The organism is Asticcacaulis excentricus CB 48, assembly GCF_000175215.2.
Classification (GTDB): Bacteria; Pseudomonadota; Alphaproteobacteria; order Caulobacterales; family Caulobacteraceae; genus Asticcacaulis; species Asticcacaulis excentricus.
The window spans coordinates 313,162-335,839 of sequence record NC_014816.1 but is presented as its reverse complement, the minus strand read 5'-3'; the positions used below and the strand labels follow the sequence as shown (position 1 = coordinate 335,839).

The 22,678-nt window shown below is 58.3% G+C and carries 31 protein-coding genes; 23 read left to right on the top strand and 8 right to left on the bottom strand.

Annotated features, from left to right (window positions below; genetic code table 11):
• Positions 1–86 precede the first annotated feature (86 nt).
• The 13 genes from ASTEX_RS19735 to ASTEX_RS01470 all read left to right on the top strand — a co-directional run bounded on the left by ASTEX_RS19735 (position 87) and on the right by ASTEX_RS01470 (position 7,821).
• Positions 87–779, top strand: coding sequence for a S24 family peptidase (locus ASTEX_RS19735; RefSeq protein WP_144004583.1), 693 nt, complete (start codon positions 87–89; stop codon positions 777–779).
• Between the two features lie 639 nt (positions 780–1,418).
• Complete coding sequence (locus ASTEX_RS01530; protein WP_013477844.1) at positions 1,419–1,694, top strand: hypothetical protein; 276 nt, start codon at positions 1,419–1,421, stop codon at positions 1,692–1,694.
• A gap of 271 nt (positions 1,695–1,965) precedes the next feature.
• Complete coding sequence (locus tag ASTEX_RS19145) at positions 1,966–2,298, top strand: DUF2312 domain-containing protein (RefSeq protein ID WP_083805599.1); 333 nt, start codon at positions 1,966–1,968, stop codon at positions 2,296–2,298.
• A 2-nt stretch (positions 2,299–2,300) separates the two neighbouring features.
• Positions 2,301–2,612 carry a hypothetical protein gene (locus ASTEX_RS01520; RefSeq protein ID WP_013477842.1) on the top strand — a complete coding sequence of 104 codons (312 nt, stop codon included), beginning with the start codon at positions 2,301–2,303 and terminating at the stop codon, positions 2,610–2,612.
• Positions 2,613–2,712: 100 nt separating this feature from the next.
• Positions 2,713–3,195, top strand: a complete 483-nt coding sequence (ssb, locus tag ASTEX_RS01515; protein ID WP_013477840.1) for a single-stranded DNA-binding protein — start codon at positions 2,713–2,715, stop codon at positions 3,193–3,195.
• A gap of 351 nt (positions 3,196–3,546) precedes the next feature.
• Positions 3,547–3,831 (top strand): hypothetical protein, encoded by a 285-nt coding sequence (locus tag ASTEX_RS01510; RefSeq protein ID WP_013477839.1) that lies wholly within the window; start codon positions 3,547–3,549, stop codon positions 3,829–3,831.
• A 1-nt stretch (position 3,832) separates the two neighbouring features.
• Complete coding sequence (locus ASTEX_RS19140; RefSeq protein WP_013477838.1) at positions 3,833–4,384, top strand: hypothetical protein; 552 nt, start codon at positions 3,833–3,835, stop codon at positions 4,382–4,384.
• A complete protein-coding gene (locus ASTEX_RS01495; RefSeq protein WP_013477837.1) occupies positions 4,381–4,917 on the top strand; it encodes a hypothetical protein in 537 nt (178 codons plus the stop codon). The genes ASTEX_RS19140 and ASTEX_RS01495 overlap by 4 nt, the downstream gene beginning before the upstream one ends.
• Positions 4,907–5,458 carry a hypothetical protein gene (locus ASTEX_RS01490; protein ID WP_013477836.1) on the top strand — a complete coding sequence of 184 codons (552 nt, stop codon included), beginning with the start codon at positions 4,907–4,909 and terminating at the stop codon, positions 5,456–5,458. The genes ASTEX_RS01495 and ASTEX_RS01490 overlap by 11 nt, the downstream gene beginning before the upstream one ends.
• Positions 5,458–6,135, top strand: a complete 678-nt coding sequence (locus ASTEX_RS01485; RefSeq protein WP_013477835.1) for a hypothetical protein — start codon at positions 5,458–5,460, stop codon at positions 6,133–6,135. The genes ASTEX_RS01490 and ASTEX_RS01485 overlap by 1 nt, the downstream gene beginning before the upstream one ends.
• On the top strand, positions 6,132–6,521 hold the full coding sequence (locus ASTEX_RS01480) for a hypothetical protein (RefSeq protein WP_013477834.1): 390 nt from the start codon (positions 6,132–6,134) through the stop codon (positions 6,519–6,521). The genes ASTEX_RS01485 and ASTEX_RS01480 overlap by 4 nt, the downstream gene beginning before the upstream one ends.
• On the top strand, positions 6,518–6,769 hold the full coding sequence (locus tag ASTEX_RS01475; protein WP_013477833.1) for a MerR family transcriptional regulator: 252 nt from the start codon (positions 6,518–6,520) through the stop codon (positions 6,767–6,769). Before ASTEX_RS01480 ends, ASTEX_RS01475 begins: the two co-directional genes overlap by 4 nt.
• Complete coding sequence (locus ASTEX_RS01470; RefSeq protein WP_013477832.1) at positions 6,751–7,821, top strand: tyrosine-type recombinase/integrase; 1,071 nt, start codon at positions 6,751–6,753, stop codon at positions 7,819–7,821. The genes ASTEX_RS01475 and ASTEX_RS01470 overlap by 19 nt, the downstream gene beginning before the upstream one ends.
• A gap of 22 nt (positions 7,822–7,843) precedes the next feature.
• Here the strand turns inward: ASTEX_RS01470 and ASTEX_RS01465 are convergent, their stop codons facing one another.
• Both ASTEX_RS01465 and ASTEX_RS01460 read right to left on the bottom strand, forming a co-directional pair.
• Complete coding sequence (locus ASTEX_RS01465) at positions 7,844–8,143, bottom strand: hypothetical protein (RefSeq protein WP_013477831.1); 300 nt, start codon at positions 8,141–8,143, stop codon at positions 7,844–7,846.
• A complete protein-coding gene (locus ASTEX_RS01460; RefSeq protein ID WP_013477830.1) occupies positions 8,136–8,531 on the bottom strand; it encodes a hypothetical protein in 396 nt (131 codons plus the stop codon). The genes ASTEX_RS01465 and ASTEX_RS01460 overlap by 8 nt, the downstream gene beginning before the upstream one ends.
• Before the next feature lie 429 nt (positions 8,532–8,960).
• Here ASTEX_RS01460 and ASTEX_RS01455 point away from each other — a divergent pair, with 429 nt between their 5' ends.
• The 6 genes from ASTEX_RS01455 to ASTEX_RS01430 all read left to right on the top strand — a co-directional run bounded on the left by ASTEX_RS01455 (position 8,961) and on the right by ASTEX_RS01430 (position 12,612).
• A complete protein-coding gene (locus ASTEX_RS01455; RefSeq protein WP_013477829.1) occupies positions 8,961–9,440 on the top strand; it encodes a Panacea domain-containing protein in 480 nt (159 codons plus the stop codon).
• The gene (locus ASTEX_RS01450; RefSeq protein ID WP_013477828.1) at positions 9,421–9,858 is read left to right on the top strand and encodes a hypothetical protein; all 438 of its coding nucleotides are present in this window, start codon (positions 9,421–9,423) and stop codon (positions 9,856–9,858) included. Before ASTEX_RS01455 ends, ASTEX_RS01450 begins: the two co-directional genes overlap by 20 nt.
• 243 nt (positions 9,859–10,101) lie before the next feature.
• Complete coding sequence (locus ASTEX_RS01445; protein WP_013477827.1) at positions 10,102–11,334, top strand: divergent polysaccharide deacetylase family protein; 1,233 nt, start codon at positions 10,102–10,104, stop codon at positions 11,332–11,334.
• Positions 11,331–11,816 (top strand): RNA pyrophosphohydrolase, encoded by a 486-nt coding sequence (locus tag ASTEX_RS01440; RefSeq protein ID WP_013477826.1) that lies wholly within the window; start codon positions 11,331–11,333, stop codon positions 11,814–11,816. Before ASTEX_RS01445 ends, ASTEX_RS01440 begins: the two co-directional genes overlap by 4 nt.
• A gap of 2 nt (positions 11,817–11,818) precedes the next feature.
• A complete protein-coding gene (locus tag ASTEX_RS01435; RefSeq protein ID WP_013477825.1) occupies positions 11,819–12,172 on the top strand; it encodes a DUF1428 domain-containing protein in 354 nt (117 codons plus the stop codon).
• 62 nt (positions 12,173–12,234) lie between these two features.
• Positions 12,235–12,612: a DUF1428 domain-containing protein gene (locus tag ASTEX_RS01430; protein ID WP_013477824.1), complete on the top strand. Its 378-nt coding sequence runs from the start codon at positions 12,235–12,237 to the stop codon at positions 12,610–12,612.
• On the opposite strand, the gene ASTEX_RS01425 is transcribed toward ASTEX_RS01430, so the two are convergent.
• Positions 12,613–13,572: a class 1 fructose-bisphosphatase gene (locus ASTEX_RS01425; protein WP_013477823.1), complete on the bottom strand. Its 960-nt coding sequence runs from the start codon at positions 13,570–13,572 to the stop codon at positions 12,613–12,615.
• A gap of 119 nt (positions 13,573–13,691) precedes the next feature.
• Here ASTEX_RS01425 and ASTEX_RS01420 point away from each other — a divergent pair, with 119 nt between their 5' ends.
• Together ASTEX_RS01420 and ASTEX_RS01415 are read left to right on the top strand one after the other, a co-directional pair.
• Positions 13,692–15,116, top strand: coding sequence for an HD-GYP domain-containing protein (locus ASTEX_RS01420; RefSeq protein ID WP_013477822.1), 1,425 nt, complete (start codon positions 13,692–13,694; stop codon positions 15,114–15,116).
• A 57-nt stretch (positions 15,117–15,173) separates the two neighbouring features.
• Positions 15,174–15,905, top strand: a complete 732-nt coding sequence (locus ASTEX_RS01415; RefSeq protein WP_013477821.1) for a sterol desaturase family protein — start codon at positions 15,174–15,176, stop codon at positions 15,903–15,905.
• Here ASTEX_RS01415 and ASTEX_RS01410 read toward each other — a convergent pair.
• The 5 genes from ASTEX_RS01410 to ASTEX_RS01390 all read right to left on the bottom strand — a co-directional run bounded on the left by ASTEX_RS01410 (position 15,902) and on the right by ASTEX_RS01390 (position 20,214).
• The gene (locus ASTEX_RS01410) at positions 15,902–16,381 is read right to left on the bottom strand and encodes a GNAT family N-acetyltransferase (protein WP_013477820.1); all 480 of its coding nucleotides are present in this window, start codon (positions 16,379–16,381) and stop codon (positions 15,902–15,904) included. The genes ASTEX_RS01415 and ASTEX_RS01410 overlap by 4 nt on opposite strands.
• 86 nt (positions 16,382–16,467) lie before the next feature.
• Positions 16,468–18,345, bottom strand: a complete 1,878-nt coding sequence (locus ASTEX_RS01405) for a ribonucleoside-diphosphate reductase subunit alpha (RefSeq protein ID WP_013477819.1) — start codon at positions 18,343–18,345, stop codon at positions 16,468–16,470.
• Positions 18,346–18,599: 254 nt separating this feature from the next.
• Complete coding sequence (panD, locus tag ASTEX_RS01400; RefSeq protein ID WP_013477818.1) at positions 18,600–18,965, bottom strand: aspartate 1-decarboxylase; 366 nt, start codon at positions 18,963–18,965, stop codon at positions 18,600–18,602.
• 213 nt (positions 18,966–19,178) lie between these two features.
• Positions 19,179–19,589: a DUF5990 family protein gene (locus ASTEX_RS01395; RefSeq protein WP_013477817.1), complete on the bottom strand. Its 411-nt coding sequence runs from the start codon at positions 19,587–19,589 to the stop codon at positions 19,179–19,181.
• 1 nt (position 19,590) lies between these two features.
• Positions 19,591–20,214 carry a TetR/AcrR family transcriptional regulator gene (locus tag ASTEX_RS01390; protein ID WP_013477816.1) on the bottom strand — a complete coding sequence of 208 codons (624 nt, stop codon included), beginning with the start codon at positions 20,212–20,214 and terminating at the stop codon, positions 19,591–19,593.
• Positions 20,215–20,566: 352 nt separating this feature from the next.
• Between ASTEX_RS01390 and ASTEX_RS01385 the strand changes: the two genes are divergently transcribed.
• Both ASTEX_RS01385 and ASTEX_RS01380 read left to right on the top strand, forming a co-directional pair.
• Positions 20,567–21,634: a glycosyltransferase family 4 protein gene (locus tag ASTEX_RS01385; RefSeq protein WP_013477815.1), complete on the top strand. Its 1,068-nt coding sequence runs from the start codon at positions 20,567–20,569 to the stop codon at positions 21,632–21,634.
• 4 nt (positions 21,635–21,638) lie between these two features.
• Positions 21,639–22,565 carry an alpha/beta hydrolase gene (locus tag ASTEX_RS01380; protein ID WP_013477814.1) on the top strand — a complete coding sequence of 309 codons (927 nt, stop codon included), beginning with the start codon at positions 21,639–21,641 and terminating at the stop codon, positions 22,563–22,565.
• The last annotated feature ends 113 nt before the right edge of the window (positions 22,566–22,678 follow it).

Sequence of the window (22,678 nt, the reverse complement as noted above, 5' to 3'; positions counted from 1 at the left end):
TCGCAAAGGAATAGCAATTTTGCTACACATTGCAATAGCATTTTTGCAATTATCATTGCTATTCGGTATTTGCAAATATGCTACTCATGACCGATAGCGACGACATCCAGCGCGAAGAACAGCGCAAATGGTTACTTCAAGCCATAAGTGAATCCGGACTTACCGCAACAGCCCTCGCAAAAAAGGCAGGTCTCGCCGCCACGACCGTCACCCGTCGGGTGAACCCCAGAGAAGACGGGCACGGTGGCGAATCGCTTCTCAAACGCGAAACACTTTTGGCGCTTGCGAAGGCCGCAGGAGTTTCCCCGCCGGTTCTTGGAGCACCTTATCTCGCCGCTAGATCAGAACGACGACGCGTTGACGACGATGAAGATAGCGTACTGATTAATCAGGTTGACCTCTACTACGGCATGGGCGGGGGTAGCGACATTGGCGATCATGTTGAAGTTGAGCCGCGCAAGTTTTCAAGAAGTTGGCTGCGTCAGATCAGCAATGCGAACCCCAAAGACCTCTTCTGGACAACAGGGAACGGCGACAGCAACTATCCAACCATTGCTGACGGCGACATTCTGCTGATTGATATGAGCCAGAAGAAACCACAGAAAAACGATCAGTTCTGGGCTATCACGCAATATAACCTTGGCCAAATAAAGCGACTCAGAGCCACGGCTGACGGATTTCAGATTTTGTCCGACAACCCGCAGGTTCCGTCGGATAAAGCGACCGACGGATCGATGGTGATTATTGGGCGACTTGTTGCTGTACTTAGAAAGTTTTGATGAAGCGCTCCGTTAAGTTAGCGCACTAGCTTGCGATGGGGGTGAGATGACTAGTTGGAATGCGAGAGCTCTGGCTGCGTTGGTGACGATATGTCCAATGGTGGGGTCGTGCGGATTCAAGTCAGTGGATTATTGCGACGACATGAACGGCCCGACCACGGCATTGTATGGCAGCCGCACATTCGTTGAGCGTGACCTCAAGTCTCCAAGCACCGCTCGGTTCCCCTCCCAAGGCGATGCACAGGTTCGGGTGATTAAGATCGCCCAATGCGAGTATTCTGTGGTTTCCTATGTGGAGTCCGAAAACCTACTTGGGGCAATGGTTCGAACCAATTACATTGCGCGGGTCGAAGTCGATCAAAAAACTGGAGTCACGACGCTCCGGTCCATGGTGTACTGATCTAGCAGGCAGCCATTGAATAAAAGGGTGTAACAGCGCGAGCAGCCACCCTTAAATAGCATTTTTGCTCCTAATTGCAAAATTGCTATTGCAATAGGTAGCAATTTTGCTATTCCTGTCGAAGTCACCCTTGGAGGCTTCGACATGAAACACGCATATGAGGCATTGAACCTTGTGTTTTCGCTGGCGTTCGTCGCTGGCATGAGCGCACTCGCCGTCGCGGTAGGAAAGGCTTTTCAATGAAGCCCCGCCGCCAAATCATTGCCGTGCGCTGCACGCAAGCGTCGGCTTCGCACCTGCTGAAGGCCGGAAAGGTCTATTCGGCGACATTCGAACACCCGCCAGTGGGTCAAGAGACCTCCGGTACACTCCTCGTGCAGATCCAGACCAAGAAGGAAACTCTGGTCAAACGGTATCCACGCTCGATGTTCACCCCGATCAATCCAGACCACGCCATGCACTTCCCCGCGGGCGGTTTTGAGCCGATCGCAGGCGAGACCTTAAAGGCCGCCTAATCCCCCTTTGCGTCGGGACATCCCCCCGCCCTGCCTCCGGCGCAAGCGCCCCGGCTGACCTTCCTCCCCGCCCGGTCAGCCGGGGCAATCCCCTTTTTTCAAATCATCTGCCTACGGTGCCATTTCCATGTCGCTTGCGACCTCCCTTGACCTTCCCTCAGCGTACGACCGCGCCGTGGCTGCAGTCCGCGAGCGGCAACACGTTAAGGCCGCCGAGTTGGCGCGCGATTGCAACATCGCGACCTCAGTGGCCAAGGCGTACCTCGTCCGCATGGAGGAAGAGAAGATCATCGCCAAAGCAAATGGCGAGGGCCGCCATGTGGTTTTAGGCAGCACCGCAGATGACGGCAGCGAAAATCCAGTCGTCATCACCGCCGCTGCACAGAGCCGGTTGAAATCATTCATTGAGCGGATTGAGCGCCTCGAAGAGGACAAGGCAGCCATCTCTGGCGATCTCAAAGACGTTTATGCCGAGGCAAAAGGCGACGGCTTCGACACCAAGGTGATGCGTAAGGTCGTAGCCCTGCGCAAGAAGGACAAGGCCAAGCTTGAGGAAGAAGAGGCCCTACTCGACCTGTACCTATCAGCGATCGGGGGGCTGTAATTATGATCCCAGATCCGACATTTGGCGTCGATTTCGCCCCCGTATCGGGCGTGCCTCACTCATGGGAATACCTGTGGGGCCACGAGCCTTCGGCTAACCTAAAAACCGTACTTCGCCGCATCGGCCGTGAACCCCATCAGGTGGGTTTTCGTGAGGAGGCAGGCAACGTCTCAGTGTACGCCCGCGCCGCAGGCAATGCTCAGCCCGTCCCGTTTGCCTTGATTTTCCTTGGCCTGACGATCGAGGAGGCCAACCAGATCAAGCAAGACCTGCGGCTTCAGGGGTGGTCGATCGAACAGGCGGAGCCTCACTGATGCGACGGCCTGACAAATACCCCGGCTGGCTGCGCCTCACGCTCTGGATCGTCGTTCCGGCCGCCATATGGCTCATCATCTTCAACATTGGGAGACACTAATGGCGGGATCCGTCAACAAGGTCATCATCATCGGCCACCTTGGGAAAGATCCCGAGATCCGCACCACGAACTCGGGCGATCGCATCGCCAACATGACCGTCGCCACGTCTGAGACATGGCGGGACAAGTTGTCTGGCGACCGCAAGGAAAAGACCGAATGGCATCGCGTGGTCATCTTCAATGACGCCCTTGCGAAGATTGCCGAGGAGTACCTGCGCAAGGGCTCACAGGTATATCTCGAAGGCTCACTCGCAACGCGGAAGTGGACCGATCAGCAGGGCGTCGAGAAGTACACGACTGAGATCGTACTGCAGCGGTTCAATGGCACTCTGACCCTGCTTGGGGGCCGTGGCGAGGGCAAAGGCCCACCCGCCGCTCAGAGCCAGGACGAATACGGCTTCGATCGCCCGGCAACCCGTGGCGTGGACGCCACCGGACGCAGCGTTGAGCCCTCCCCCTTCGATGATGAAATTCCGTTTTGAGGTCGGCCTCATGAGCACGCATTACCCCCACTATGTCCTGCGCGGAACATTGGATGGTCGAGGCGTGTACCCAGCCTTCAATGGCATTGGATACGTCTCAGACCCTACACTTGCGCTCTAGTATCCCAGCTCGCCCGTCCCCCGGGTTAGGCATGTGACTGACGGCAGCTGGATCAAGCGTGTGGAATTCTTACCGGTCTTGCGCGTCCTCGCTGACCTCAGTCTCTCCCCATGCGGAGCATGCGGCGGATCGCGCGTGGCCTATGAAACCGGACCCTTTTGGTCGGAGGCCATACCCTGCCCGACCTGCAACCCCGCACCCCTCACCTTTCAGCAGCAGGCGATCTAGCCATGAAAACCGAACTTAAAAGCGACATGTCGATTACCTTGGCGATGACACTCACTGAGGCCCAAGCGCGCGCACTCACCGAGCTAGCCAAGTTTGATCACGGACGCATTGCCTTGGCTCTCGAAGACCAAGGATTTATCCCCCGGGGCCGCAAGGAACATGTCGCCAGTTTCCTCGGCGAAGTGCAATCCAGCCTCACGCCACTAATCAGACGCGTAGACGACGCGCGCGCCGTCTTCGATGGCCGCATGGTCGCGGGGACGCCCCCACGTGCGGAGTCTGTCTGACATGGAAATCAAGCGTATCCAAGGCGCTAATAGGTTCCACGGCGCACCGACGAACTGGAGCGAGGCCGAACACGGCCATTGCGGAACGCTACCTACGGCCGACTTCGTTATCGACAAAGTACCGTTCATGGTGTCGGCTTGGGAGCCTTTGCCGGATGAGCTGGAGCGCCTGAAAAGCGGAGCCAACGTCTTCCTCGGCGTTTCAGCGCTAAAACATCCCGTTGTTTTCCTGAGCGTTGGCGAAGCAGCTTCGACCACGGCCGCGACGGCAGCTCAACACATGAACGCTGTGCTCGCGTGGCTGGAAGCCCGCGACCTGAAGGTCTTTGACTTGTCGAGCCCGGAGGCCATCCCCGAAGCTCTATCAGCCATCTTTGATGAAGTGATGGCAGATTGCCTTCGATATCGCTGGCTTCGTAGCCGGGATCTGGACGCCATCGATAGGGGCGGCGTGTTCGCCGGGCGCACACCTGAGAACGTGGTGCTGAACCTCGAAGACCTTGATAGGGCAATCGACGCCGAGATGAACGCGTCGAATGGAGGCGCGCTATGACGCACGCGACTACCGAACGCCTGCGCAAACTTGCCGCCTTGGTAACGGGCGGCATGGGTGGCGAACGCGAGAACGCCGAGGCAATCTTTGAACGCCTGCTGAAGGAAAGTGGCCTGCGCCGCGAGGACTTCATAGGCGCTGATGAAAGGGTTTCCCGCCACCCGGTATCCATCGCCACGGCCATGGAGCGCGAACTACTGCTTCAGGTGATCGCAAAGGTCACCGATAACCGCGAAGCTACGGTGTATTATACGCGAGGCAAGCTCTCACCCGTGAAGTTTGAGGCGACAGAACCTCAAGCGGCCGAGATTAAGTTCTTGTTCGCCCTGTATCGTCGCGCCCTGAAGGTTGAAAGCGAACGCCTCTACATCGCCTTCATCAATAAGCACGCCCTGTTCGCGCCGTCGCCGCGCCCCAGCTCGATCCCGGCAAAGCCGATGGATCCGGCAGAGCGCGCCCGACTCGCCGCGATGATGGAGGGGATGGCGAACGTAACGCCGCATAAAGCCTTGGAGAACCGCAATGATCGATAGGCCTTTCCCGATTAGACCCATCCCTTGCCTGACCTGCCGCGATGATGCGCGTATTGCGGCCTTCAAATACGACAACAACGTATGGCACGTCGAATGCCTGCGGTGCGAGGTGCTTGGCCCCGGAGAGTGGTCGCTCCGTCAGGCAGTAAAGAGCTGGAACAATCGTGCGAACAATGGCTTACAGCTTGACGCGGGCGTGATCGTCCGTCCGTTCAAGGTGTCCGTGTCAGGTTTTCCAGAGGCGACCTACATGGTGACCAGCCGTCAGAAGGCGATTGCGACCGCGTGGCGCGACATCCAGACCTGCGGATACCGCTACAGCTTTAAGGACTTTCTGAAGTTGGCCACAGCCACGCAGGATGCGCCTCCTGCTCATTTCGGCACGGCCATCACGGTGAGCGGCAAACCCGCATTCTTTGTGGGCTGCAATCGTCAGTATGTGCAATTCGTGCGACCCGGCGACGGCATCATTCGCAACAGCCATCCTTACGATGTGCTGCCGGAAACTATGCGCCCGGCGAGCTATGGGGGGCCTCTCTGATGTGCAGGCCCCTAAAAGCTTATGCCGTCTTAGAGTTGGACGAATGCACCGGCGATATCTATTTCGCCACCCGCCGCATCGCCGCGCACAAGGCTGGAGCCAACGACCACGGCGACGGCGAGTTGAGCTATGTCCAATGCCGTCGCGAGGCTTGGGCCGACCAGTACGCCGAAACGGGCGTCCCGGCCCGCGCGGCGGTAGAACATGGCTGGAATTTCGAGTGCTTCGGCTGCGGAGTGCGGATCGATAGTGACTTGGAAGAGGAACATGGACTTCCCACCCGTGATGTGTGCGGCTTTGTGAGCGGACGGGTCTATTGCTGCCCGCGCTGCAAGTGGCGGGACATGAAGCGCCGCAGCCGGGAAGAGGCTAAAAAGGCCGCTGCCATTGCTGACTTTAAACAGATTGTCGTGACGCGCTTCCCTGACGCCCAGTTTGAAGATGCTGATGGCAAACCATATCAGCACCACGCCTATGTGTCTCACCACCACGGCACGGGCCACTGGCAACGCGAGCAGGTCATTATCAATTTTGGCTTCCCCGGAATGAAGATCGGGTCAGCGGCGTTTCGCATGGACAGCCCGCACCGCATCGGTCCGCCATATGCGGGCTACACTTGCTGCAGTGGTGACCGTGAAGCCTTTGAGGCTTGGGCGGGCACAGGGGGGAGCAAATGACGCGCGTACGCGGACCCTCAGAAATCGCCGTACGGCCCACAAGCGTCGTTTCCGGGTACACGCGCACCTGTCAGGTGTGCGGAGGCCCCTACGCGTCGTCTGTGGAAGCGGCCAAATTCTGCGGCCGCGCTTGTCGCTCAGCCTTCGACAACCGCATCAAAGCGCGGGGCGTCATCCTCTATCACCTGTTCATGACGCTGCGCTACGATCGCAAGCTTGCCAAGAAGATCGGCCTCTGGTCGCTGATCTGCCGCGCGGTCGCACATTGGCATGCCGAAGACGAAGCCGAGCGCAACGGCCGAGCGTCTTACTCGCCTCCGGAAGTCGTGATCCAGAAAACTCCCCACCTCTTTAGTGCCGTCGTCGTCAAACGGAGGGCCAAATGACCGCCGCCAAGCACCCGAAAATCAGGATCGAGCCGCGCGGTCTGCATCGCGAAGAGGCGGCCGCGTACATCGGCGTGGGCCTGTCAAAGTTTGATGAAATGGTCAGGGATGGGCGCATGCCGGGACCGAAGAAGATAGACGCCAGAAACGTCTGGGACCGCTATGCCCTTGACGATGCCTTTGAAAACCTTCCAATGGATCTCCCGGAGAACCCGTTGGACATAATGCTATGCGCGGCACGAAATTGACCCTCGCCTATATCAACCGATACACGGATCGGCATGGGAACACGCGCCACTACTTCAGAAGGCCCGGCCATAAGCAGGTCGCGCTTCCGGGGAAGCCCGGATCCAAAGAGTTTATGGCGGCGTATCAGGCTGCGTTGAGCGGTTCGGAAGGCAAGCCGAGGATTGGGGCAAGCAAAGAGAAGCCGGGCAGCTTCGGCGCACTCCTGTCTGTTTACTATGACTCGGCCAAATTCAGGAACGAACTGAAGCCGCAGAGCCAGAAGGCTTACCGCATTCTGCTAGAGCAGTTCCGAGAGCTGGAAGTGACTCCGGGGGTCAAGGCCGGCGACTGTCTTGTGAAAGACTTCAGACCTGCGCACTTAAACAAACTGGTGATTGACGGTCTTGCCGACAGACCGGGCCAAGCCAAGAACATGATCAAGTGCCTGCGCGGCGTGTTCAAATGCGCGATCAGGAACGAAATGATTGACTCCAACCCTGCGCGCGAGGTGGAGACCCCCAAGGCAAAGAGCAAAGACGGCATACCCGCTTGGTCGGATGCGGACATTGAGGCCTTCTGCAAACACTGGCCATCCGGAACAAAGCAACGTCTGGCACTGGCGCTGCTGCTATATACCGGTCAACGTCGCAGTGATGTCGCCCGCATGGGCCGACAGCACGTTCGTGAGGGCCGGATCCACGTCAGACAGATGAAGACGGACGCCCGCCTTGCTATCCGCATTCACTCCGAGCTGCAAAAGGAACTGGATCTTGTCCCGCCTGGACAAATGACCTTCATGCTGACCGAGTGGGGCAAGCCCTTCTCACTGGCCGGGTTCAGCATCTGGTTTAAAAAGCAGGCTGAGGACGCTGGAGTTCAAGACCGCAGCGCTCACGGCCTCAGGAAGGCGGCCGGACGAATGCTCGCCGAGGCGGGCTGCACTGCCAAACAGATCATGGCAATCCTTGGCCACCAGAGCATGACGGAGGCCGAACGATACACACGGACGGCCGATCAGGAAAAGCTAGGGGACGGCGCTATGGAGCTATTTGAGGCAAAAACCAGAACTTGAAATTATTCGGTAACACCTTCAGCTAAGGCTGACGCCACTCGCCCTCTATCCACGCTGTCATTGATTTACCATTCGAGTCGTTTCTTGCGCGAGCAGCCCAATTCACAGGGTCTACTTCCATCGCAATGCAGCGCGCCATAGGATTGATTTCAGAAATGTACTGGGTCAGCTGACCAACTTGCATTTCGTCTTTAGGATCCTTGATGAGCCAAAAATTAGGTAACCAGTGCCACCAACCGATCACCTTTCCAAGTTTGTTCTTTAACTGCGTGATCTGTTGAGCGGTCAGTTGATCTGTAGATAGCACGAAAAATTTAGCCATTGTCTGACTCGCTTACCGTTCGTGCGGGAGGCAATGCTTCGATGGGCTGAGACTTGTTCGCCGTATCTTCCACAAGCCCGATATCACTGTCGCCATATAGTCCTTGTTGTATTGCGAGCTTATGTAGGCTGTATTTCTCGGACCGGAGTGCATCCTTATCGGTTAGAAGCAAGTATGCGAAAGCGCAAAGATACGACATTAAGAAAAGGCCTAGAAACACTAAAATCACGAGTAGAACAGCCAAATCGGATCTAACATATAACGCGCCGGAGAGGGCCGCGCCTAAAATAGCGATTGGCCACAACAAAACACGCAGCACATCCGACCGCGAAAGATCGGCCTTCGATTGCGCCTCAAAAAGATGGGCAAAGTTGATCAGGTTCCGCATTTTCCGCCCTCCGCCCAACTTTTCTACGTAGAGTTTTGGAGCCTTTCAACCCACCTTTTTACAACGCTACGGACTATGCGAATTACAAGTCGGTACCAGCGGCACGTCGAGCGGCTTGTTACACGCAAGCGGCCGACTTAGAGACGCTCAGCGACGGCGCTATGGAGCTATTCGAGGCAAAAACCTGCCAAACGTAAAAAAAAATTACGTAGCGTAATCGCCGAAAAAGGAATCGATATCAATCGACTATGCAGCCTGAGGCTTATCCCACCTGAGTTAGCAACCGAAAAGTGATAGTCTTTTGTCAACCTTTGGATATATAATTGGAACAATAGAAGAACAAATCACTTGCGGCAGGGGACAGGCTCACTACCTATAGGACCCGTCCAAGGAGAACGTTCCGGCAATTTGAAGCGAAAGGAGGATACGATGCCCGGTCATTCAGCTACTGCTATTGCGAATGAGTTTGTGCGGTTAAATGGCGGTCCCCTTGACCAAATGAAGTTGCAAAAGCTCGTGTATATGGCTCACGGTTGGAACCTTGCCCTGAACCAAGAGCCACTGGTGAAGGATAGAATTGAAGCTTGGGATGGCGGCCCCGTGTTCCGAGCCATCTGGGACCACATTAAGTTCTTCGGTATCAGCGGCTCTGGGTTCCTTGTGGATCCGTTTGCGCGAAACCCCATAACGACAAACGCCCTCACACCAAATGAGCGCGCGGTGATCGATCACGTGTGGAAGAAGTACAAGCCCTACACTGGCCATATGCTTTCAGAGATGACCCACCAGCGTGGGACGCCTTGGTACAACTCCTATCTCAGCGGAAGAAATACAGCTATTTCCGATGAGGCGATCAGGGATCATTACCTAGAACTAGCAAGGCTTGGACGTGAGCAAGCCACCCATTGACACTACCGTAATTGACTCGGCCCCCACGTCCACCGCTGCCTCTCAGATCGAACTCACCGGTCCCGAAGAGGAACAGTGGCGTCAGAAGTTCTTGGACCTGAGCGAACGGCATGAAGAGCTCAAGGAAGAGTATGACACGCTTCGCAGAAACAGCAGCGAGGCGTCCCAGATTCTGAACGGTCTTATAACGCCGTACGCAAACAACATTTTCCGCTTCATGTGCTGGTACTGTATTTTTGTTGGCGCAATGCTGTTCCTCAATTCGTGTGGAAAATTCGATTGGCGTATTAGCGATACCGTCATGAGCATATTGGTGGGGTCCACTGCAACGACAGTATTGGGGCTGGTCGCAATGATCGTCTCGGGCATTTTTAACGGTGCACGTCATGGCCCCGCTCGCACAAAGGCTTCAGAGTGATTGGCACGTTTGGAGAACGAAAATTGCCTAACCTTGAAAATCGGTTAGGCAATTTCCACATTTTATCCATTCAATTCAAAAACTTAAAAAACTCTTTAGAGAACGTTAGGCTTTGTTAACCGCCGTTAGATCATATTAACCCTGTCCGCTATTGGTGCGGGCAGGGTTTTTCGCGCTTCCCAAAGAGTGGGCACCGGCCTTCGGACCTAAGAAGCACGACAAAATTTGGGTCACACACGCTCCATGTTCGCCAAACCAAAGCTCCCGTCCCTGTCCAATTCCCCGCTGTTCCGCAAGAGCGGCGGGCTAATGAGCCGCGTCAAAAACATAGGCCCCGCCACGCTCGACATTCTGAAAAAGCCCTACACCGCGCCGTTGATGGCGCTGGGGCTGTTTATCGGCGGCGGCGCGCTGTTTTTGAGCCTGTCCGATCCGGAAGCCGGAAACCCGACTATTCAGATCGCGGCGGCGACCACCGCAGCCCCAAAAGCCGACGCCCACGCGCCCGACATAGCCACCGCCGATGACGCGGCCTCAGGGCTTCAGGCCTTCACGCTCGATTCTCTGGGCCTGTTCAAGGACGCCTCCGCCGATCAGTTCAACGCGAATGGCGAGGCCGGTCCTGCCGACGGCACAGCGATCATCACCCTGCCCAGCGACGGCGCGCCTGTAACGGTCGGCAGCGCCAGCAAACTGCCCGCCTCGCCTCTGGCCCCCGCCCCGATTGCCGGCCTGTCGCAAAATGGCCCCAACGGTCCGCTGCCCGCGATCGCCACGGACGGGCGCGTACCGGCCTCGGCCTACGCGCGCCCGTTCAAGTCGAATGGCAAGCCCATGGTGTCGCTGATCGTCGGTGGGCTGGGGCTGAACCCGACCACTACAAAGGCCGCCATCGAGCAACTGCCCGCCGAAGTCACCCTGTCCTTTGTGCCGCACGCGGAAGGGCTGCAAGGCTGGATCGACGCCGCCCGCGCGCAGGGCCATGAAGTGCTGATCGAAATCCCGATGGAGCCGACAAACTATCCCGACACCGATCCCGGCCCGCGCACGCTTTTGGTCGGTCAGCGTCCGGATGATATGAACGCCAGCCTCAACTGGCTCATGGCGCGCGCCACTGGCTATTTCGGCGTCATGAACTATCAGGGCAGCGCTTACTTGCGCGACAAAGGCTCTATGACGGCATTTCTCAATGTGATGAAGGCGCGCGGCTTGGCGTTTATTGACGACGGTCAGGCGCGCGATGTCGGTGGCGGCTGGACGCGCGCCTCGGCCGACCGTGTGATAGATGCCCAGATCAATTCGCAGAGTATCAATGCGCAGCTCGCGGCCATCGAAGCGCAGGCAAAGGCGCGCGGCCGCGCCCTGGGGTCGGGCTTTGCCTATCCAGTGACACTGGCCGTTGCGATCAAATGGACGCAGAGCCTGGAACAAAAAGGGCTTCAACTGGCCCCCGCTTCCGCTATTATGAGGCGATGACCAAGGATTTATCTGAGTACCGCCCCAATGTGGGCATCGTCGTCCTCAACGCGCAGGACAAGGTATGGATCGGCCACCGTTTCGGCATGAGTGGCGACTACGCCTGGCAGTTTCCGCAAGGCGGCGTTGATGCCGGCGAAGACCTTGAATCCGCCGCCCGGCGTGAGCTTTTTGAGGAAACCGGCCTGAGTACCATCGACATTCTCGGCTGCACCTCCGACTGGATCGTCTACGACTTCCCCCCCGAAGTTCTGGCGCAGAAGAAGATCGGTCGCAATTTCAAGGGCCAGAAGCAGATCTGGTACTTTGTGCGATTTAGTGGCCCCGACAGCGAAGTGAACCTTCAGGCGCACGGCGAGCAGGAGTTTGACCGCTGGGAATGGTGCGACCTCGATCAGGTGATCGAGCGCGTGGTGCATTTCAAACGCGACTCTTACCGCAGCGTGATTGGTGAACTGAAAACCCTTCTGGGAAAGGGCTGAGCATGTCCTATGTCGATGGATTTCTGATCCCGGTACCTAAAGAAAACCGCGCCGCCTACAAGAAGATGGCCGAAACCGCCGCCGAAGTGTTTAAGGAATATGGCGCGCTTCAGGTGGTTGAGTGCTGGGGTGACGACCTGCCCGAAGGGGATGAAGGCGTCTCCTTCCGCAATGCGGCGCGCGGCAAGCTGTCGGACAGCGTGGTCTTTTCGTGGGTGATGTGGCCGTCTAAAGACGCGCGCGACGAAGCCAATGAAAAGATCATGGACGACCCGCGGATGCAGCCCAGTGAAGACATGCCCTTTGACGGGGCCAAGCTGGTCTATGGCGGGTTTCAGGTGCTGGTCGAAAAATAGACCCATTGGTATTTTACCCACCCGGCCGTAGGCTGGTGCCTCCATCCATAGGAGACACCCCCATGTCTGATGTCACTATCTCTGAAACCCCCACCACCTATGTCGATGGCTTTGTCTGTCCGGTCAAAGCCGAAAACCGCGATGCTTATCTGAAATCCGCGCAGGTCACCGCCACCCTCTTTAAGGAACTGGGTGCGCTGGCCGTGGTCGAAAACTGGGGCGATGACGTGCCAGAAGGCAAATTGACCTCGCTGCCCATGGCCGTAAAGCTCGAAGCGGGCGAGGTCGTAGTCTTTTCATGGGTCGTCTGGCCCTCAAAAGAGGTGCGCAATACTGCCTGGGAGAAGGCGCAGGCCGATCCGCGCATGGCCGAGATGGACATGCCCTTTGACGGCAAGCGCCTGATCTATGGCGGCTTTCAGACGATCTTTACGGCTTGATCAGGCGCTAAGATATTCCGCCACGCGCGCGACCTCTTCGGCGGAGCCCAGCACCACGCCTGTGCGCTGGTGCAGGCCCGTCGGCTGAAGGTCGAGGATTCGCGTGGTGCCGTTGGTGGCCTTGCCGCCCGCCTGCTCGATCAGGAAGCCGATAGGATTGGCTTCGTACATCAGACGCAGCTTGCCCTCGGCGCGCTTCGTATCGCCTGGGTACATGAAGATGCCGCCGCGCGTGAGAATGCGATGAACGTCGCCGACCATAGATGCCAGCCACCGCATGTTGAAGTCGGCGCCGCGCGGGCCGTCCTTACCGGCCACGCACTCATCGATATAGCGCTGAATGCCAGGGAACCAGTGGCGGTGATTGGACATGTTGATGGCAAATTCGCGCGTCGTCGACGGAACCGTCATGGCGGTTTTGGTCTGTATCCACACGCCGTCGGCATCCGGGGTGAAGGCCACGACGCCCTTGCCTACGGTGAGTACGAGGATGGTTTGCGGACCATAGGCCGCATATCCAGCGGCGACCTGCTCGCGGCCCGGTCGCAGGAAGTCGCTCAGGCTTAAATCACCCTGCGGCGCGGGCAGGACGGAAAAAATGGTGCCAACCACGCCGTTGACATCAACATTGCTCGACCCGTCGATGGGATCGAAGAATAACAGATAGTCACCCTTATCGAAGGCGACGTAATCGTCCATCTCTTCGGACGCCAGACCGCGCACCATGCCCTTCCAGCGCGCTTCTTCGAGCATAATGTCGTTGGCAATGACATCGAGCTGCTTTTGCACCTCGCCCTGCACGTTTTCCTGTTCCAGCGCGCCTTGCAGATCGTTGACGGCGCTGAGGTTTACCGTGCGGCCGATCACGGCGCAGGTCTCTGCCATGGCGGCGATCAGGGTTTTGAGGCTTTGCGGTAGGTCGCTATGGCCTTCGAGGAAGGCGGTCAATGTCACTGGCATTAGAAAATCGCTTTATTGTAATTTTAGGATGCCGCAGGACTAGCCTTCCACACGTCCCGCGTCAACGCGGTCTTAAGCGTAGCATGCCATGATCGGCCTTCCTTCAGAACGAGGGCCCAATGCCTGCGCCGAAACTCCCCGAAATCTCACCTGACCGGCTGAAACTGTCTGAATTGATCAGCGCCTTTTCCTATGCGCTCGACATTACCGAAGGGCAACCGGAAGGGCACTGCGTGCGCTGCTGCTATATCGGTATGCACATCGCCGAGGAACTCGGCTTTTCAGCGGCTCAGAAGTGGGAACTTTATTATGTCCTGCTGCTCAAGGATCTGGGCTGTTCATCCAATGCGGCGCGCATCTGTCAGCTTTATCTGACCGATGATCTGAGCTTTAAACGTGACTTCAAGGACATCGACACCGGCCTGTCGGACGTGCTTGGCTTTGTCATGGCGCATACGGGGCTGAAGGCCGATCTGGCTGAACGCTTCCGTGCCGTGGTCAATATTTTTCGGAATGGCGGCGAGATTTCGCGCGAACTGATCGAGACGCGGTGCACGCGCGGCGCCGATATTGCGCGCCAACTGCGCTTCCCGGAGCCCGTCGCCATCGGTATCCGCGATCTGGACGAGCACTGGGACGGACGCGGTCAGCCGCAAGGCCTGCGGCGTCAGGCCATATCCCCCTATGCCCGCATCGCGCTTCTGTGTCAGTGTGTCGATGTGTTTTTCAAAAGCCGCGGCAAGGAGGCCGCCTTGCGTGAAATCCTCAATCGCGCCGGGACATGGTTCGAGCCGGAAACCGCCGATGCCTTCTTTGAAGTGGCGTCGCGCAACGGGTTCTGGGAGGGGTTGTGTGCGCCCGATCTGGTCCAGTGCATTCAGTCCATGGAACCAGCGCACCAAGAAGTCGCGCTTGACGAAGACTATCTCGACGATATCGCCATCGCCTTTGGTCAGGTTGTCGATTCCAAAAGCCCATATACGGCGGGTCATTCGTCACGGGTTGCCCTTTATACTGATATGATGGCCGAGGTCATGGGGCTCGACGCCGGCGCGCGGCGCTGGCTGAAACGCGCCGCCCTGCTGCACGATGTCGGCAAGCTGGGAGTATCGAACACCATTCTCGACAAGCCTGGGCGGCTTGACGGCGAAGAGTGGGCGCAGATGCAGGCCCATGCCCTTTATACGGAAACCATACTGTCGCGCATCGGGGCCTTCTCGGAGCTAGCCCGCATTGCGGGGGCGCACCATGAGCGGTTAGACGGCAAAGGTTATCCGCACGGCCTTAGCGCCGAGGAAATCAGTCTGGAAACGCGTATCATTTCGACGGCGGACTTCTTCGACGCCCTAACCGCCGACCGCCCCTACCGCCCGGCCCTGCCGATCTGGAAGGCGCTGGAGATAATCGGGCAAAGCGTCGGCGATGCCATCGACCCGACCTGTTTTGAAGCGTTGAAACAAGCCATTGATCGTATCGAAACCGATGCAAAGGCGGGTACGGTCAGCTTCGATGCCACTGAACGCCCGGTGCAGAAGGTCGCGTAACCTCCTGTTCGATGTCGTGATACTGTGTTTAGTATCAGGCAGACAGAGGGATAAGGGATGCTGCTCGCCACCTATCTGGTGACTTTTGGACTGTTCGTCCTGATCTTCACCCGGGAAGTCATCGCGCCTGCATCAGGCGCAACCTGCGACAAGCGTTGGCAAATTCTGGCCGGAAGTATCAACGCAGCCAGCCTCGGCGCCATAGTGCTGGCAGGCTTTCTTTTCGACCGGACGTTGTCACAGGTCTCACTTCTCGATCTGAAAGGCCAGATTGATCCGTTCAGTGGCGGCGCTCTGGCGTTTCTGGCGTCCAGCTTCGTCGCCTACTGGTGGCATCGACTAATTCACGCTTCGGACACGCTGTGGCGCTTCGTGCATCAACTACACCACGCGCCTCGCCGCATCGAAGCCTTGACAGCCTTCTATGTCCATCCCGTCGACGCTTTACTGGCTGCCCTGCTTAATGCAGGGATTGCCTATGGTCTATTGGGCGTTAGCGGCTTGTCGCTCGCCATTTCGCTGATACTGGTCAGTGTGTTCGATCTCGTCGCCCACGCCGATCAACGAACGCCCCAGTGGCTGGGCTACATCATCCAGCGCCCAGAGATGCACCGTGTGCATCACCAGCATGGCCATCACAAACAAAATTATGGCCTGCCCTTGTGGGATACTCTGTTCGGCACCTTCGCCAATCCGCAGACCGGACCAGAACGCTGCGGTTTCGACGACAAGCGCGCGGCGCGCATCAAGGATATGCTTCTGTTCCGCGACGTACACAAGATCCGCTAAAGCATCTTTTGCCAGAACAGGGCGCGGCCCATGGCCGGGTCGAGCACGTAGTCGCCGAAACCCAGCGCCTCATAAAGACGCCGCGCCGTTGCGTTGCCTTCCAGCACTTCGAGGGTCACCTTGCAGGCGTGGCGTTCGCGGGCAATGACTTCGATTTCCGCGAATAGGGCGCGGGCGATGCCCTGGCCGCGAAACGCCGGTGCGACGATCAGATCGTGGACATTGATCAACGGCTTGGCGGCAAAGGTCGAAAAGCCTTCGAAACAGTTGGCAAGTCCCGCGGGTTGCCCTTCGACGAAAGCCAGTACGGCAAAGGCCGTCGGAAATGCCGCCAACCGCTCGACCAGAGCTTCAGCTACGTCATCCGACAGCGGCGTCCCGCCGCCCATCGGATCTTTGGCATATACCTGCATCAGGGTAAGGATGGCCTGCGCGTGCGTCGGATTGAGATAATCAGCGCGAAGGATATCGGTCATTTCTGTTCCATAGCAAAAGGCCGAAGCGCGCGCTCCGGCCTTTGAGACGTATCGTAATGGCGCTTAGGGTCCATGACCCTACGAGCTTACTGGCAAGCCAGACACTCTTCGTAGTCGGTCTTACCCGAAGCGGCCATAGACACAGCGGCGGCCTTGCCTTCTGAACCCGCGAAGGCGGCGCGCTGCACGGATTTGGAGCGCAGATAGTAGAGCGACTTGACGCCCTGTTCCCACGCCGTCCAATGCAGCATGTGCAGGTCCCACTTATCGACATCGCCCGGAAGGAAGATGTTGAGCGATTGCGACTGGCAGATTTCCGGCGCACGGTCAGCGGCCAGTTCAACCACCCAGCGCTGGTCGATTTCGAAGGCGGTCTTAAAGATGGCTTTTTCATCTTCGCTGAGGGCGTCGATGTGCTGGACCGAGCCTTCATGTTCGACGATGGAGTCCCAGGTTTCCGGGGTGTCGATACCCTTCTCGGCCAAGAGGGCGCGCAGGAAGGGGTTTTTCACCGCAAACGAGCCAGACAGCGTCTTGTGCGTGTAGATGTTAGCCGGGATCGGCTCGATACCCGCCGAGGTGCCGCCACAAATGATCGAAATCGATGCCGTGGGGGCGATCGCCAGCTTGTGCGAGAAGCGTTCCATCACGCCGCGCTCTTCAGCATCGAGGCAGGGCCCACGCTCTTGAGCCAGCTTCACCGAGGCCTTGTCGGCTTCACGACGCAGATGCTTGAACAGACGCATATTCCACGACTTGGCCATGGCCGATTCGAAGGCCACGCCTTGCGATTGCAGGAAGGAGTGGAAGCCCATCAGGCCCAGACCGACCGAACGTTCACGCTGCGCTGAATAGATGGCGGCCGACATGGCGTCCGGGGCCGACTGGATGAAGTCTTCCAGCACGTTGTCGAGGAAGCGCATGATGTCTTCGATGAAGCGCGGCTCGTCGCGCCATTCGAGGAAGGTTTCAGCATTGACTGAGGACAGGCAGCACACGGCCGTACGCTCATGGCCCAGGTGGTCCTTACCTGTATGCAGCATGATTTCGGCGCACAGGTTCGATTGCTTGACCTTCAGGCCGAGCTCGCGCTGGTGCGGCGCCATCGAACGGTTCACCGTGTCGGCGAAGATCAGATAGGGCTCACCCGTCTGCATGCGGATTTCAAGGATCTTCTGCCACAGGGCGCGCGCGTCCACATAACGAATGATCTCGTTGTTCTTGGGCGAGCGCAGGCCGAACTGCGCACCGTCGCGGACGGCCTCCATGAACTCATCAGTGATCGAGATGCCGTGGTGCAGGTTGAGCGCCTTACGGTTGAAATCGCCCGACGGCTTGCGGATTTCGAGAAATTCTTCGATTTCCGGATGGAAGATGTCGATATAGACGGCTGCCGAACCACGGCGCAGGGACCCCTGCGAAATGGCGAGCGTCAGGGAGTCCATCACGCGGATGAAGGGGATGATGCCTGAGGTTTGCCCCGCGCCCTTAACCTTTTCACCGATGGAGCGCACGCCGCCCCAGTAGGTGCCAATGCCGCCGCCGTTAGAGGCCAGCGCTACGTTTTCGTTCCATACGCTGACAATGCCTTCGAGCGAATCGGGCACAGCGTTGAGGAAGCAGGAGATAGGCAGGCCGCGCTTGGCGCCCCCGTTCGAAAGCACCGGCGTCGCCGGCATGAACCACAGGTTCGAAATGTAGTTATAGATGCGCTGGGCGTGCTCGGAGTCGTCGGCATAGGCCGTGGCAACGCGGGCGAACATATCCTGGTAGGTTTCGCCGGCCAGCAGATAACGGTCGTCCAATGTCTTCTTGCCGAATTCGGTAAGCTTGTCGTCCTTGGACGGATCGGTCACGACCGTTTTGATCAGCTTGAACTCCGGACGCTCCTTGGGACGCACCTTGAGCGTACCCTTAACAGACGTCGCACCCTGAACTTTCGCCGCCGCATCATTTGCCGACATCGTCACACTCACCTGGTATGCCTGAGAAAACCGCTCCGCCCCCGGAGCACCGAAGGCCGGACCCAAGACAACTAGATATAGTGTCGAAGACCGCCGCCAGCCCCTATATGGGGCCATAATCGGATCGTATCGTCAACGGCCAAGTCGCCGCAGAGGCGAAGTTTTTCGTTAACAAAATCCTAAAAAAAACATTATGCCAAGTGGCACAAGGGTTTGGGCGCGAAAGGCAATAATACCCCTAAAAAAGAGTCCTGTTAGAGAATCGTCGAGGGGGTTTCGCTTAGGTAGCGGTCAACCCGATTCTGACGATCGACAAGCACGACTCTGGGGATAATCGGGACGTCGGTCAGCTCAAATCCCATGATGATGATCTGCTCGGATTCGCTGATGAGATGCGCCGCGGCGCCGTTCATAGCGATCTTGCCTGAGCCGCGCTCCCCGGTGATGACATAGGTTTCCAAACGAGCACCTGATGTGTTGGACACCACAAGCACGCGCTCGCCTTCCCATAGGCCTACGGCGTCCATCAGGTCCTCGTCTATGGTGATCGACCCGATATAGGCCAGATTGGCTTCGGTGACGTAGGCATTATGAATTTTGGAGCGCAGCAACTGACGCATGGTGAGCTTTCGAAAAGAATGGGCCACGACAAACACGAAATGACACGAACTTCGAGCCCTTACCCCGCCTTCGCCCAGGGGACGTCTGAGCGTTTTGCGCAAATGTAAGAGCAGGCGCTTCGCGCCCGGTGAACGCTATGGCGTTCGTGTCTTTTCGTGTTTGTCGTGGCTAATATCTTCTACGTGCCCGAAAGTCAGCCGTTTTCTGGCTTGTCATACCAGACGCCATTCGCGCACGCGCACGGTCGCGCAAGCCGGCGACCCGTCCTTGCTGCGACCAGGCAGCACGGCTTCGGGCACTCCGCCCATGCGGGCCGCAGCTTTCAGGGTGTCAGGCATATCGTGGATGTCGATCTTAGCGCGGCGCGTCCATTCACTGGTGTGGTCCCCTGCCGAGGTGCCAATCGCGATATAGACAAAACGGCGCTGAGCGCCTTCGCGGCGCACGAACGACCCCAGCCAGCGGCCGTCTTCGCTGAGGCGCAGCGCCACATCGAAGGACAGCGGTCCGTCTCCCGCCGTTTGCGGTTCAACCGGGTGATTGTCCTTATCCTGAAGACTGTAGGCTACCCCCGGCACGGGATCGGTAATGGTCAGACGCAGGGTTACCGAGGCGTCAGCCATCTCAATCGAGCCAGAGGTCCGTCACATCGCCCTTGCGATTCAGCATATGCACGGCGCGCTTGATGACATTGAGTAGGTTTTCGATGCGTTCGGGCTGATCATAGGTCAGGGCGGCCCGGTGCAGGCCGTCCAGCGCAAAGCGGGCGAGGTCACGGCTCGCCTGAAAACGTGCATCAACACCCGCAGTGATGAAGCCCGGCGTTGCACGGCCCATGGCCCCGCGGTCAAAGGCTTCCTGCGCCGGGCGGATGGCCTTGGCCACATCCTCATCCTGGCGCGCGGCACGTTCAAGCGCCAGAAACGCGGCAAACGGCACCGAACTGAGCAATCGCCAGTAGGCATCAATGGCCCCGTCCAGCGCGTCCTGACCGGGTTTCAGCTTGCCGGCTTCGGCCTCAAAAGCGGCTTCGCGCGCGGCGTGGATGTGCCAGGCGGCGGCTTCGACCAGCGCTTCACGCGTCGGAAAGTGATAGAGCATGGCGCCGCGCGTCAGGCCACAGGCCTCGGCAATCGCGGCATTGCCCGCACGGTCATAGCCCAGTTCTGCGAACAGCCGCATGGCGGTGTCGAGAATCTGAACCCGCGTGCGGCGGGACTTGGGCGTGTCTTTAGGTCGATCGCTCATAAGCTGCCTTCCAGCCTCCGCGCGCTGGCCTCCCGTGGTGTGTTCTTTACGGGCGCGGACGCTACTCACATTCCGGTCATTCGTCGCGGTTGACAAGGGGCTGGAGGGTTTGACGCGACTTTGTACCATGGCGCCGATTATACGCGCCTTTTTGTGCATCGCAACAACCCGCTTCCCACAAAAGCGGCGGCAAGCCCTGAAAAATCCCCGCTTTACCGTTCGCATCTGCGTAAATGCCACTGGTTTTCCCACTCAGCTGTGGCCAGTGTCGCAGGCGTGAAATAAAATCATGCTTCACAGACCGCCCGATGCCCTTTAGACAAGAGGGCCAGGACAACAGACGGAAACGATTGTGCGTATCTTACTGGCGACCGATGCGTGGGACCCTCAGGTCAATGGCGTGGTCACGACGATGAAACGGGTCATCGCCGAATGCGAAAAGCTCGGCCATGAATTCAAGATCGTGGACTATACCCAGTTCAAGTCGGTGTCATGGCCCGATTACCCTGAAGTTAAGCTGGCGCTGGGCTGTTACGAAGAAGTGCGCGAAATTATCCAGGACTATGAGCCGGATGCCGTGCATATCGCCACCGAAGCCTTTGTGGGCCTTGCGGCACGGCGGGTGTGCATGGAATGGAAGATGCCTTTCACCACGTCCTATCATACCAAATTTCCCGAATATGTGTCGGCGCGCCTGCCCATTCCGCTCAGTTGGGGCTATGGCTATATGCGCTGGTTCCACAAGCCGTCAGGCCGCGTGATGGTGGCGACGCCCACCCTCCAAAAAGACCTTGAGGCGCGCGGTTTCAAGAACATCTCACCGTGGACGCGAGGCGTCGATACGGAAATGTTCCGCCCGGGCCTTGAGCCGATCTTTGGCGACCTGCCGCGCCCAATCATGACCTACATCGGCCGCGTGGCCATCGAGAAGAACCTCGAAGCTTTCCTGTCGCTCGACCTGCCCGGGACCAAGGTGGTGGTGGGCAAGGGGCCGCAGCTAGAGGAACTTAAGGAAAAATATCCGGACGCGGTGTTTACCGGCGCGCGGTTCGGTGAGGAACTGGCGCGCTCCTACGCCGATTCCGATGTATTTGTTTTTCCTTCCCTGACCGATACCTTCGGCCTCGTCATTCTGGAGGCTATGGCCTGTGGGACGCCGGTGGCGGCCTTCCCGGCGCACGGCCCCATTGACCTGATCCCCGGCACCGGGGCGGGTGTCATCGACGACGATCTTAGTGTCGCCATTACCGAAGCGCTGAAGCTTGATCGCGCCCATGTGCGCCGTCATGCTGAAAAATTCTCGTGGCGGGCCTGCGCGGAGGAGTTCATCCGCAATCTGGAACCCTATCCCGAAGCGGAAAAGAAAAAGCTGTGGGCACGGCTGAGGGCGCTGCCGCGCCGCCTGCGTCGGGCGGCGTAAAAGGATGACCCGCAGAACAGCCGCTGCGATGTTCTGCGTTTCCCTCATGGCTTCATCGGCTTCGGCGGCGCCTGTGACAGTTACCCTGTGGCCTGAAGCCGCCCATATGGGCAACCCCAGAGTCAAGGGCCCCGAACAGACGGGCAAGGGCAAGTCTTTGGTTGCCGGGCAAGCCTGGACGCAGATCAGCAACGTCTCTCAGCCCACCCTGACGATCTATCCCGCGCAGGGCGACAACACTGGCGCGACCATTATGGTCCTGCCGGGCGGCGGGTATCGCGTGCTGGCTATGGACCTTGAAGGGACCGAGGTCTGCGACTGGCTGACACCCAAGGGCATTACCTGCGTTGTGCTGAAATACCGGGTTCCGGCCTCAGGTCCGTGGTGGAATCCAGACTGCAATTGCCGTGAACACCCGAAAGTGTGGTTGGGACTTCAGGATGCGCAGCGGGCGCTGCGTCTGTTGCGTCAGGAGGCAAAAACCTATGGCATTGACCCAAAGCGTATCGGGGTTCTAGGCTTTTCCGCAGGCGGTCATCTGGCAGCCGCAGTCAGTACGCGACCGGAGGCGGCTTATACACCAGTAGATGCGGCGGATTCGCAAGCATTCCGGCCAGATTTTGCGGTGGTTCTTTATCCCGGACATCTGTGGCGGGAACCCGATCTTACTCTTGAGCCGGACATCAAAATCACAAGCGGCACACCGCCGACCTTCCTCCTGCACGCCAAGGACGATCCTGTGGACGATGTACGCCATTCCCTCGTCTATGAAGCCGCGCTTAGAAAAGCGGGCGTGCCCGTCGAAATGCACCTCTATGCCAGGGGCGGCCATGCGTTCGGCTTACGCCCCACCGGCCTGCCGATTTCCGAGTGGCCTCAGCGTGTCGAGACATGGCTACGGAAAATTGGTGTTGTGAAAACGGAAGACTAAAGTAACCCCATCACGGGCGCCGAAATAACAACGGCCCTCTCTGGGGGGCAGAGAGGGCCGCGCATGCCGCCGGATTCGAGGGGGGGGGGATGATCCCGGCGACGAACTTATGA

Excerpts from the sequence above, each read along its gene's own strand:
- ASTEX_RS19735 (WP_144004583.1), top strand. The coding sequence starts at position 87 with ATGACCGATAGCGACGACATCCAGCGCGAAGAACAGCGCAAATGGTTA.
- ASTEX_RS01530 (WP_013477844.1), top strand. The coding sequence starts at position 1,419 with ATGAAGCCCCGCCGCCAAATCATTGCCGTGCGCTGCACGCAAGCGTCG.
- ASTEX_RS19145 (WP_083805599.1), top strand. The coding sequence starts at position 1,966 with ATGGAGGAAGAGAAGATCATCGCCAAAGCAAATGGCGAGGGCCGCCAT.
- ASTEX_RS01520 (WP_013477842.1), top strand. The coding sequence starts at position 2,301 with ATGATCCCAGATCCGACATTTGGCGTCGATTTCGCCCCCGTATCGGGC.
- ssb (WP_013477840.1), top strand. The coding sequence starts at position 2,713 with ATGGCGGGATCCGTCAACAAGGTCATCATCATCGGCCACCTTGGGAAA.
- ASTEX_RS01510 (WP_013477839.1), top strand. The coding sequence starts at position 3,547 with ATGAAAACCGAACTTAAAAGCGACATGTCGATTACCTTGGCGATGACA.
- ASTEX_RS19140 (WP_013477838.1), top strand. The coding sequence starts at position 3,833 with ATGGAAATCAAGCGTATCCAAGGCGCTAATAGGTTCCACGGCGCACCG.
- ASTEX_RS01495 (WP_013477837.1), top strand. The coding sequence starts at position 4,381 with ATGACGCACGCGACTACCGAACGCCTGCGCAAACTTGCCGCCTTGGTA.
- ASTEX_RS01490 (WP_013477836.1), top strand. The coding sequence starts at position 4,907 with ATGATCGATAGGCCTTTCCCGATTAGACCCATCCCTTGCCTGACCTGC.
- ASTEX_RS01485 (WP_013477835.1), top strand. The coding sequence starts at position 5,458 with ATGTGCAGGCCCCTAAAAGCTTATGCCGTCTTAGAGTTGGACGAATGC.
- ASTEX_RS01480 (WP_013477834.1), top strand. The coding sequence starts at position 6,132 with ATGACGCGCGTACGCGGACCCTCAGAAATCGCCGTACGGCCCACAAGC.
- ASTEX_RS01475 (WP_013477833.1), top strand. The coding sequence starts at position 6,518 with ATGACCGCCGCCAAGCACCCGAAAATCAGGATCGAGCCGCGCGGTCTG.
- ASTEX_RS01470 (WP_013477832.1), top strand. The coding sequence starts at position 6,751 with ATGCGCGGCACGAAATTGACCCTCGCCTATATCAACCGATACACGGAT.
- ASTEX_RS01465 (WP_013477831.1), bottom strand. The coding sequence starts at position 8,143 with ATGGCTAAATTTTTCGTGCTATCTACAGATCAACTGACCGCTCAACAG.
- ASTEX_RS01460 (WP_013477830.1), bottom strand. The coding sequence starts at position 8,531 with ATGCGGAACCTGATCAACTTTGCCCATCTTTTTGAGGCGCAATCGAAG.
- ASTEX_RS01455 (WP_013477829.1), top strand. The coding sequence starts at position 8,961 with ATGCCCGGTCATTCAGCTACTGCTATTGCGAATGAGTTTGTGCGGTTA.
- ASTEX_RS01445 (WP_013477827.1), top strand. The coding sequence starts at position 10,102 with ATGTTCGCCAAACCAAAGCTCCCGTCCCTGTCCAATTCCCCGCTGTTC.
- ASTEX_RS01440 (WP_013477826.1), top strand. The coding sequence starts at position 11,331 with ATGACCAAGGATTTATCTGAGTACCGCCCCAATGTGGGCATCGTCGTC.
- ASTEX_RS01435 (WP_013477825.1), top strand. The coding sequence starts at position 11,819 with ATGTCCTATGTCGATGGATTTCTGATCCCGGTACCTAAAGAAAACCGC.
- ASTEX_RS01430 (WP_013477824.1), top strand. The coding sequence starts at position 12,235 with ATGTCTGATGTCACTATCTCTGAAACCCCCACCACCTATGTCGATGGC.
- ASTEX_RS01425 (WP_013477823.1), bottom strand. The coding sequence starts at position 13,572 with ATGCCAGTGACATTGACCGCCTTCCTCGAAGGCCATAGCGACCTACCG.
- ASTEX_RS01420 (WP_013477822.1), top strand. The coding sequence starts at position 13,692 with ATGCCTGCGCCGAAACTCCCCGAAATCTCACCTGACCGGCTGAAACTG.
- ASTEX_RS01415 (WP_013477821.1), top strand. The coding sequence starts at position 15,174 with ATGCTGCTCGCCACCTATCTGGTGACTTTTGGACTGTTCGTCCTGATC.
- ASTEX_RS01410 (WP_013477820.1), bottom strand. The coding sequence starts at position 16,381 with ATGACCGATATCCTTCGCGCTGATTATCTCAATCCGACGCACGCGCAG.
- ASTEX_RS01405 (WP_013477819.1), bottom strand. The coding sequence starts at position 18,345 with ATGTCGGCAAATGATGCGGCGGCGAAAGTTCAGGGTGCGACGTCTGTT.
- panD (WP_013477818.1), bottom strand. The coding sequence starts at position 18,965 with ATGCGTCAGTTGCTGCGCTCCAAAATTCATAATGCCTACGTCACCGAA.
- ASTEX_RS01395 (WP_013477817.1), bottom strand. The coding sequence starts at position 19,589 with ATGGCTGACGCCTCGGTAACCCTGCGTCTGACCATTACCGATCCCGTG.
- ASTEX_RS01390 (WP_013477816.1), bottom strand. The coding sequence starts at position 20,214 with ATGAGCGATCGACCTAAAGACACGCCCAAGTCCCGCCGCACGCGGGTT.
- ASTEX_RS01380 (WP_013477814.1), top strand. The coding sequence starts at position 21,639 with ATGACCCGCAGAACAGCCGCTGCGATGTTCTGCGTTTCCCTCATGGCT.